The following is a 9,817-nucleotide window of genomic DNA, read 5'->3' as shown; positions in this document are numbered from 1 at the left end:
GCCCCCGACCGGGCGGGGATATACCGGGTAACCGTTAATGCGGCCGTATGTTTTTTTTCACCCCGGGCCGCCGTTATGACTGTCCGATGACGATTTGACCCTTCATTATCCCTGCAGCCCTTCATGTGTATACGGATACGGTATGTAGCATCAAGATAGCGTTTCATTGTCAATATATTGTGACTAAAGTCATCTCTCAAACACAACTTTTGATTATATCTCCAGGGCATTTAACCATGAAATTATTATACGAAGCATTGCTCGATAAAAGAGCGTATCCACACGTTGTCTCAGAGGTTCGAATGGTGCAGACCCATATTTCCTGGGTCTATATTACCGATACCCTTGTGTATAAAGTGAAAAAGCCGGTAGATTTCGGGTTTCTGGATTTTACTTCTCTGGCTAAACGCAAATATTATTGCGATCAGGAGATCCGGCTGAACAGACGCCTTTCTCCGCATGTATACCTTGATGTGATCCCGGTTACGAATGAGGGCGGATACGTTGCCTTTGGGGGGCGGGGAGATATCGTGGATTATGCCGTGAAAATGAATTATATCCCTGAGCAAGCGGCGTTACGGCGGTTTCTGGATCGAACGGATATCATACCGGATGTTATGGACCGGGTCGCAAAAAAAATTGCAGCGTTTCACAGTCTTGCGGAAACCTCCGCTGCCATAGACGCATTCGGTTCCATCGACACGATAAAGCATAATACGGATGAAAATTTTGAGCAGACCGTACCGTATATCGGAAAATCGATCCGTCGTGAGCAGTGGAATTCGATTAAAGTCTACACCGATACGTATTTTACTGAAAAAAGCGCTCTGTTTGAAGGCCGGGTCGCCCGGCACCGGATCCGTGACTGCCATGGGGATCTTCACCTGGATCATGTATATGTGATGGACCCGGTTACCATCGTAGACTGCATCGAGTTCAATGAGAGGTTTCGGTATTCCGATGTGGCTGCAGACATCGCATTTCTTGCGATGGATCTGGATTTTAACGGGTATCCGGATCTGGCTCAAACGCTTATGGCGTCCTATGTCCGATATTCAGGTGATCAGGACGTTTCGGATCTGTTGAATTTTTATAAAGTTTATCGGGCCTGTGTCAGGGGGAAGGTCATCTCCTTCAAGCTGGATGATCCGAACATATCGGAGGAGGAAAAGAAGCGCTCTGCACAACTGGCCGGTCGATATTTTGCTCTCGCGCAGCAGTATGCAGATTCGGAGAAATTATAATGCAGGCTCTGATACTCGTCTGCGGATTGATGGGTACCGGCAAGACTACCTTTGCCAGACGACTGAGCCGTGAAACGGGGTTTAGAGTGCTTCGTTCCGATGTATTGAGGAAAAAGCTTTCCCGCATGGATGACGCGACGCATCAGTACACGGATTATGGCGCCGGAATATACTCTGATGAATTTACGAAAAGAACTTACCGGCAACTGTGCCATGAAGCAGGCGAAGTCTTGAAAAACGGCGATTCAGTAATTGTCGACGCTGCATTCAGTAAACAGTGGCAGAGGCATCTTTTCATGGACGCCGGTTCTGATTTCGGCGCCCGGCTGGTGATGGTGGAGTGCGTTTGTCCGGATCCGGTGGTCAGGGAAAGGCTTTTAGCCAGGGAGGCAGATGGGAAAGATGCGTCAGACGGAAGGTGGGCCATATACCCGGATCAGAAAAAAGCATACGAACCCTTCAGCCATGCGGATGACGCCATTCACCTGATCGTCGAAACGCATCGGGAGCAAAGCGCGTTTGAAGTGATTGAAAAAATTTTCACCCTGATTTGAGTCAGGGCCAGGGGGGAATAAAACGTCCGGGGAGCATCTGCGGATGAAAACCGTGTGTCAGATTTCAAGGGATGTCAGGCCTTCGCGAAGGGCAAATTTGGTAAGATCGGCCACATTGTGGATGTTGAGCTTTTCCATGATCTGACGTCGATGCGTTTCGATGGTTTTTACGCTCACATGGAGATCTAATGCGATTTGACGGGTTTTACGTCCTTCCGAAATCAATTGGAGCACCTCGCGTTCCCGGGCGGTTAATACAGAGGCTTTTGAAGAGTCGGTTGCCGCTAATAAATTTACATAATCCTTTATCACGGTGTTGGCGACACCGGGGCTTAGATAGGTTTTGCTGTTTATGGCGGCATATATGGCATGTGTCAGTTCATCGACCGTGCAGTCTTTAAGAAGATATCCCATCGCGCCAACCTTGAGCATCTGGGAAACAAACTGTTTGTCCGAGTGTATTGACAAGGCGAGTACTTTGGTATCCGGCAATTCGGATATAATCTGACGGGTCGCCTCGATTCCGTTCAAGTCGGGCATGCTGATATCCATGATAACCACATCCGGTTTGAGTTTTCGTGTCAGTTTTACCGCGGAACGTCCGTTTTCGGCTGCTGCGACCACTTCCATGCCGTCGCGTTTTTCCAATAAGGAGCGAATCCCGTCTCGCATCAGTTTGTGATCATCGGCAATGAGAATTCGTATTCCCATATCATATCCTCTTTATATTCTGTGGTGGTCTATGCCCGCATCCCAAACGCAAACTTTATGCATAGTTATAATTCATGCAAAAGGCTAACTGATGTACCTGTACAAAGATACAAAATAATTTTCCTGTTTTTTTGACAGGGTTTAAGGAATAAGGCCCTAATCGAATTGAGCTGTGAATTGTCAGGTCGCAGAAGGCGTGATTTATTGCTCAATGGTTCTGCAGGATACATTTTTGTTTATGATAGATATATTCCCGATACGAAAGGATGATAAAGCAAACTGAAAAATATTTTTCAAGATTGATTTCCGGGCATGATCGGCCATAACGGGCTGGTTGATGAAATCACAACGGCAGATTCGGAGTTCGATCCTCATCATGTCTCATCAGCGCCGTCCGAAGCGTTAAGTCTGATCCCGGATGGGTCTGTGCAGACCGGAACAGTTTCCGGGTGCTCTGATGTGAATTATTTATATAATAAAGTTACTATGTAATGAATTGTCGTGTCAAGCCCATACGCCTGATTCGGAAGGATAATCGCATTTTGCCGGAATGTCTGAGCGGCCGGAACCCCGTTGCGAGACTCCGAAATTCCGCGCACGTGGACGATTGATTTTTGCCGAGACCCATACAACAGGTAAAACAACGCTTCACCTGTTGTATGGTATCTTATATATGAGGATGTGAGCGGACCTGATTCAGGCGATCAATTTGAAATGGAGGCATCTTCTATAATTATCCGGTACTTGAATCCTGACCCGAAATCTCTGTCAGTTTTCAGCCGTCCCGATACGGTTACCGTGTCACCGACAGACGGGGTTTGAAGGCAATTCAATACCAGATCATGGGTGTTTTGTGCAGGGTCTCCTGTTCCATCCTGAATATGAATCCAGTTTTTTCCCATGATGTTGTTCAGAACTTTCACCACTTTACCCTGGATAGATACATTTTTTTCGCTCAGATCCGAAGCCTTTTCGTAAAGTTCCGAAATCCTGAACCCGTCTTTGCCGCTCACTTTTTCAACCTTGATATCTTTAAATGATATCGCCGGATTCTGGTCTGCAGCGTTGTGTGGCATGGTGGCTGCCGTTTTACTCAGAGGCGGGGAAGACGCATCTGACGGCATGGGGCAGGTTTTTCCCGTCATCATCGCGGGCATCCGGGCAGGCATCTGGCCATGGGCTGATTTGTCTTTCGAAACAAGGGGTCGGCCATCAATGCCTGCGCAGAATATCACTTCGTCAAAGTGACGATCCAGTGATTTGCTGTAGAAATTACGCATGATCAGCCCATTGGAAAAGCTGCATTTTTCTCCCGCTTTGATTTCAGTTTTGGGTATGGCTATCCATTTTGTCCCGGAGTTATTGTCGATCAGGCAATAGGTATATTCGCTGACGTTCAGGACTTCTTTGACAGTACCACTGAAATGCTGGCCCGGCATTTCCTGTGATATTTCAGGATGATCAGAAGGCAGTTTGGATTCATTGTCCGGAGAGGGATTGTCTCCGCAGGCTGTCAGGACACACAACATCGCTATTGATGTCATTCTTAATAAATGTTTCAACACGATTCACTCCTTTTATCAGAATAAAATAGAGCCCGGTAATATCGCGGACATCACCCGGCTTGCCGGAATACATCCCCCTGAGCATCAGGGGGTCCGGAAAAAAATAATGTCAGGGAATTTATTTTTTCGGAATATATAAAGGAGGGCTTGAATGTTTGCAATATGAAATGCTGCCGAAATTTCAGTAAAAAACCGAAACCGGTGGAAACATTCATTGGTGACTGTCTGACGAGAAATAAACGAAAGGTTGGGCGTTATATATAATCTCCCCGGTTGAATTTATAACATTCGATAGTTGCCGTCAGGGCGCATCGGCGTACAATCTCCCGTAACCGGCTGTCATCGTTCAGGCCTGAGTCGGATTCTTTCACAAGTTCATCTGACTGATTCCTGATGGCATTCAGTAACGGTTCGATATCCTTCAATGTCTGATGGGGGTCGTTTATTTTTGCCGAATATTGATCCAGAAGCTCCAGAAGATTATCGGTTTTTGATAAAAGGGCTGTTTCGGAGCCGAATACCGGCTCATTGAGGTAGGCAGGGGAGCTGATTTCCCCCAATGACGGGATAATGCATCCGCCATCATCGGAGGTTGTTTGATTCTGAATTGCCTGATTCAGTGTGCTTTGGAAAACGCCACTGGTGGAGCCGGCCGGTTTCGGGGAGGGCTGGGGCATTGAGGCTTCCGGTATAAAATTAATTTTTATCATATCAATGGCCTTGTATTATAAGTAATCAGCGGTTCGGTTGATAACAAGTCTGATGCTTATATGACAGGTGCAACATCAGCGCATAATTTCGGTTTTTGAATAAAACGAGCCATAACAGTTTTTCTGCCTGTCGTGATGCCAGGGAACATTTGCTTATCATCGGGTAACTTCTGATTACATAAGCAATAAGGATGCCAATCGGTATCCTTTTATCGTTATTTTTGCTAAAAGTTGTTTTAAAACAATGGGTTATATCCGCAATCGTAACCAACTGCTTTTTATAATCCGTACAGACAGGTCGGAAAAATTTTCCTGTCAGATGTGGGGGAAGGAACGGGTAAGAGGGAGATATGCGGTAAAAATTTGTATACGGCAGACGGCCGGATGAGGACTGCCCCCGGAAGCAAGGGGCACCCCTATGTCTAAATCGTTTCGTCTATATGGAGCCCGAGTATTTTTTCAGCGATTTCATCCGGTTTTATTTCATATCGATTTTCATTGATCAGGGTCTGGATATCCTTGATTTTTTGTTCTCTGATGTCCGGCGATGAGGTTGAAGCCTGTTTAGCAATTTGCATTTCTCTGGAGGTATCCGACAGGTTGACAATGACATCTCCTTTGGAAATGCTTTTTTTTGCGTCGGTTTTTTGTTTATTGGTCAACGCGGTGTTTCCGGTTTCAGGGGCTTTTTTAAAACCAGCCTGCTGCAAATAAGTTTCAGACGGGTTGATATGATTCATCTTGCTTTCTCCATGCGTTTGTCAACGGCTTCTTTGGTCAATTCTTCCAGACGACTGAGTATAAAGTCCGGACCTTCCACTGAAAGCTTGCTGGTGATTTTATTGTTGTTTACATCGATCTGGTTGTATACGAATTCTGTACTTTCTTCTTTCCCGAACTCATTTTCTAACTGGTTTACAATTTCATGTTCCACATCGCTTTGGGGACCGTAACTGGTAATCCGATCAATGATATTCGTGGCGACCTTTTCGATAACCGCCTGGCGCCTGCCTTCCGATGATATATTGATCTGATCGATAGATGATATCAAACCGAGGCCTTTCTGACATTCAATGCTTTTGCCGCGGCACAGCTGCCGGCTGTATACTTTCAACACATTGTGAATTTGATAGGCGGTTATCTCCATACAATTGTCACCTTGAATTTATTATCGGCAAAACATGCCTGAAGCTTTAGAAAAAATATTTATTCAGATAATTATGATGATTTCGTAAAAAGTCATATTCAGCCCTTCTTTGTCATTGCGCTAAAGAATAAATCAATTTATTCCAGTATGTTATTGATTACCGCCTATGCGGGAATGACGGGTGAGAACAGATGAATTATATCAGATCAAAATCGTATAGTTTATAACAGTTATGTCGTTTTTTAGGTTGGATAGTCGTAAAAGTCAATATGAATAGCGGTATGACAGATTCGAGTAAATTCCGGATGACTGTCAACGGCAATATCCGGGAGATGGCACCAGAAGACACAACCCGATATCCGGCACGTCACTCCCGGGCTTGAGAACTCCGGGATATTTTGTTCCCAGAGCTATCCGATCATGAGTGCCCGTATGGTACCCGTTTCGGTCATCGAGTTTTTATCGCCGATAAGCGATTTGCCCGGGAATTCCCGCTTTCGTTTTAAGCTCCCTCAAGTCTTCCCGTTTCCGTATTTCCCCGGGTTTCATGAATCCGCCGGGGAGACATCGGAATCCTTTTTTGGGCGCCCTGTTCCGTTCGATAAGTAACATGCTTTCCCTCGAGTCTATCAAGACGATGCATGTGGCCGGAACAGGGCTTTCATAGATGATGTTACCGCAACTGACGCCATACGGACGGCATCAGTCATCTCAGTCATCGAAATTTCCTTCATGGCTTTTTAACGATGTGAAGGCGGCGCCCCGCTCCGCAATTTTTTCAGGCGTCCAGTCTGAGGGATCTTCAAGGCGGACAGCCTTTGGGCCGGCATCATATGATCCGGCGTTAAGAATGGCTTCGATGACGAGCGGAGCCGAATCTTTCGCATTGAAGACGTTGACCAGTACATTATAAATAAAATCCTCAACCCGTTTGCTCATCCGGTCTCTGATGTCTTTGGGCTGGCTGAGCAGTTTGTTTTCAAAGGGAAGGTTCAGATTTTTATAATTTCCCTTTTTGAGCCCTTTTTCAGTTGCATAAGATACCATCTGTTGCCACATGGCTTCGGTTGTGCCCTGACCCTTTATTTTTATGAAATTGCCGTCATTGTCCAAAATGGCATTTCCGTAATCGTTGACCTCGAGGCCCCAGGAAATCATTTGAAGTGCCGTGGCAAAATTGGCTTTAGTGGTCCGCGTTTTGGAGGCGATTTGTCTCAGACGTTCGGAACTGTTTCCCGATGTGCCGTGCTGTGCGCCTGAGATATGATATTTTTCAAGCGCCTTGTGAATTTCAGCTGTTAATTCGACCCGGATACCCAGGTCGCTTTCTTCAATTCCGTGGGTTGTACCATTGTTCAAGGCGATCCAGTCCGGAAAAATGTCATGAGCATTTAATCCCTGAATGAGAAACAGGGCTTCCTCAACGGTTGAGAGCCCGAGTTTGCCTTTGATTTCTCCGACTTCGGTTTCCAGCCCGGCCCATTCGGGAATGAAGGCGTTGAGTTCGAGATTGGCCGTAAGATTTTTGTCATCCGGTAAATGAGAGGCATCGATTGCGATTGAAGTGATTCCGGCTTCGAACAGGGTCGGGATTTCAATTTTTGCCGGTTCAATATCTTTTTCTGTTTTAATACCATAGTGGTCGGCATGGATGGCTACGGGCACGGTGATCCCCAACTCATTGCATAATGCGTCCACCTGACGGGCTATATTCCAGTAATTGACCGCGCAATAGGCGTTTGCCCCCCCTTCGGATTTTGCAATTTCTATCAGAATGGCCGAATTGGCTCTCTGGGCCGCCTGCAGGGCACCACGAATAACAAAATAATTTCTGCCGTTCGCTGCCATGGCGATGGCGCTGCCTTTTGAAATCATGCCCCTGTCTATGAATTTGCCGCTGACGATAAGTGCTTTCGAGTTAGGAAAAAGGGTGACAATATTTGGGGGACGACCGATTTCCAATGCCTTTTTGAAAACATCAGACATCCGTGATGTTTTGTTGCCCATTGTTGAACCTCCTTTTTATCGTTTGGTTTCTTAGCGCTTCATTCCGTGGATTCTTTTAAGATAAAAAATGCGTTTGAGCTCAACCGGATAAAAAATATCCTTTGCGTTTTCTGCACATCGAGTATGAGCAGTAACCGGTCGGTAAAATTTATTTCCTTCCGGCAATTAGACAGTTCCGGCCGGGTCGGTTCAGGTTGATCCCTTACCCTTTTTACTATCAAATCCATAATCGGGTAAAGAGTTTTTTACGTTCCCCGTCGATATGAAAAGGTCCTTATTTCTCAATCAGGCAGTATCCCGGTGCGTTATATAAGTTTTGTATATTATAATTCAATGTATCTTCGAGATATCTCCCCCACAGTTTAATGGGGATTTCATCTATATGGAGAGTTGCACTCAGCCCTACGGAAAGCAGGTATTCAACAATGTATTCGATGTTGACGGGGATGTTCCCGAAGAGACGTTGCTGACGACGTTGCCGGAAAATTCTGTTTTCGTGCATTGACCGGCCGATCTCTGATTCTATGAGTTCTTCGAAACTGGTCAGTATCAGATCCAGCTGGATCGTATCGCTGCCGTCCCTCATGAATACGGCAAAATCCTCGTTTTGTTGTTTTGAGGGCAATCCTCTTTGTGTAAATTTGACATGATCTGCTTCATGAGAAAATTTTTTGATTAAATAGTCGCTATCCAGTTTCAGATCGACAAGATAATGCTTGGCATTATAAATTCCGGAATGAATTTCCTTTTCAAGGAGCTGTGCGCCGGAATAACGGGAAAAGAACGACTCAAGCAGGTTTTCTCCGTTTCCGTAATCAATCAGCTTCATCCCCAGCACGTCCTTTATGGTTGTCACTTCAACAGGAAGTTGAAGACCGTGTTCTTTTATTCGGAGCATAATCTGCTGCTCTGATTGAATCAAATTTTCGCAAAAGAGGTAATGGGCCATATCATTTTCGGGCTTTTGATACGCTATGCCGGCTGAATTCAGCATTTTTTCAAAGATATACCGGGCCGCATACCGGCTCACTTTTTCGGCTATCCGTTTAATGCGTTTAAACCGGCAAAGACTGATAAGCCGCTGGTGACTATCGTGATAACTATACCCCATAATCGGCGAACCGATATAATAAAATTCTGGCATGTTCATGTAATCCGATATAAGCGATCGGATTCGCTTCGTCGGATGGACACAGCTGCTGCACAGATAGTCCTTCAGGTCTTTTTTTTGGTGGAGAACTGTTTTTTCCAGTTTGTCACGGGTAATATGACGGTGAAGGGCGTCGATAAATCGCAGCAGGGTCTGCCAGGCTGCAAAACTGTCATATGAGATGATTCGGGTTATGATGAGAGGATGGGCCGGTTCCAGCTGGTTGGAAAGCCATTGGTTTGTGATATGATAAAGTCTGTCTCTGTGTGAGAATGCAGATAAATACATGGGTGTTTAACTCGTAAAAAGTAAGAAATGGACGGTAATGAAAAAAACCGTATTTCATACCTCGTTAAGTGGTTGAATTGTAGAGCGGGTAAACCTGTCGATAATTAATCCGATCGCAGGCTCAGCCGGTTGTTTTTGGGTTTGCTTGATGGTATATGTGCGAAAAGGATGATAAAAGTCTCCTTCGGCGCCGGAGGTGCTGCCTCGCTTACGCCTGTAAACCTGGTTCAGAAAGCAGTCACCGGCAGGCGCGCTATAGGGCTGAACCGTTTCGGATAGCCGGCTGCATGGAGAAAGCCAGGGAATAAGGCGTTGGTTTGACATGGATTTCCGGGAAAATTTTTGTGAGAGATCTGTGCCGGCCGGTCGTGTTAACCGGCAGCCGGGCGTTGTTTTTTTAGTATGATCCGGCCGGTTTTTTATGTGACGTCCGCGTCAATT

9 protein-coding genes are annotated in these 9,817 nt (G+C 45.8%); 2 read left to right on the top strand and 7 right to left on the bottom strand.

Annotated features, from left to right (window positions below; genetic code table 11):
- Positions 1 to 236: 236 nt before the first annotated feature.
- Together PHQ97_03175 and PHQ97_03170 are read left to right on the top strand one after the other, a co-directional pair.
- Positions 237 to 1,244 carry a phosphotransferase gene (locus tag PHQ97_03175; protein MDD4391736.1) on the top strand — a complete coding sequence of 336 codons (1,008 nt, stop codon included), beginning with the start codon at positions 237 to 239 and terminating at the stop codon, positions 1,242 to 1,244.
- Complete coding sequence (locus tag PHQ97_03170) at positions 1,244 to 1,798, top strand: AAA family ATPase (GenBank protein ID MDD4391735.1); 555 nt, start codon at positions 1,244 to 1,246, stop codon at positions 1,796 to 1,798. Before PHQ97_03175 ends, PHQ97_03170 begins: the two co-directional genes overlap by 1 nt.
- Positions 1,799 to 1,855: 57 nt before the next feature.
- Here the strand turns inward: PHQ97_03170 and PHQ97_03165 are convergent, their stop codons facing one another.
- The 7 genes from PHQ97_03165 to PHQ97_03135 all read right to left on the bottom strand — a co-directional run bounded on the left by PHQ97_03165 (position 1,856) and on the right by PHQ97_03135 (position 9,376).
- Positions 1,856 to 2,509, bottom strand: coding sequence for a response regulator transcription factor (locus PHQ97_03165; protein MDD4391734.1), 654 nt, complete (start codon positions 2,507 to 2,509; stop codon positions 1,856 to 1,858).
- Positions 2,510 to 3,213: 704 nt separating this feature from the next.
- The gene (locus tag PHQ97_03160) at positions 3,214 to 4,071 is read right to left on the bottom strand and encodes a hypothetical protein (protein MDD4391733.1); all 858 of its coding nucleotides are present in this window, start codon (positions 4,069 to 4,071) and stop codon (positions 3,214 to 3,216) included.
- Positions 4,072 to 4,328: 257 nt separating this feature from the next.
- Positions 4,329 to 4,784 carry a hypothetical protein gene (locus tag PHQ97_03155; GenBank protein ID MDD4391732.1) on the bottom strand — a complete coding sequence of 152 codons (456 nt, stop codon included), beginning with the start codon at positions 4,782 to 4,784 and terminating at the stop codon, positions 4,329 to 4,331.
- A gap of 422 nt (positions 4,785 to 5,206) precedes the next feature.
- Complete coding sequence (gene flgM, locus PHQ97_03150) at positions 5,207 to 5,524, bottom strand: flagellar biosynthesis anti-sigma factor FlgM (protein ID MDD4391731.1); 318 nt, start codon at positions 5,522 to 5,524, stop codon at positions 5,207 to 5,209.
- Positions 5,521 to 5,931 carry a hypothetical protein gene (locus PHQ97_03145; protein ID MDD4391730.1) on the bottom strand — a complete coding sequence of 137 codons (411 nt, stop codon included), beginning with the start codon at positions 5,929 to 5,931 and terminating at the stop codon, positions 5,521 to 5,523. The genes flgM and PHQ97_03145 overlap by 4 nt, the downstream gene beginning before the upstream one ends.
- 711 nt (positions 5,932 to 6,642) lie before the next feature.
- The gene (locus PHQ97_03140) at positions 6,643 to 7,938 is read right to left on the bottom strand and encodes a class II fructose-bisphosphate aldolase (protein ID MDD4391729.1); all 1,296 of its coding nucleotides are present in this window, start codon (positions 7,936 to 7,938) and stop codon (positions 6,643 to 6,645) included.
- A 274-nt stretch (positions 7,939 to 8,212) separates the two neighbouring features.
- On the bottom strand, positions 8,213 to 9,376 hold the full coding sequence (locus PHQ97_03135; protein ID MDD4391728.1) for a hypothetical protein: 1,164 nt from the start codon (positions 9,374 to 9,376) through the stop codon (positions 8,213 to 8,215).
- Positions 9,377 to 9,817: the final 441 nt, after the last annotated feature.

The organism is Desulfobacterales bacterium (genome assembly GCA_028704555.1).
Taxonomy (GTDB): Bacteria; Desulfobacterota; Desulfobacteria; order Desulfobacterales; family JAQWFD01; genus JAQWFD01.
Note: the sequence above shows the minus strand (reverse complement) of the source record. Positions and strands in the feature narration are given on the sequence as shown.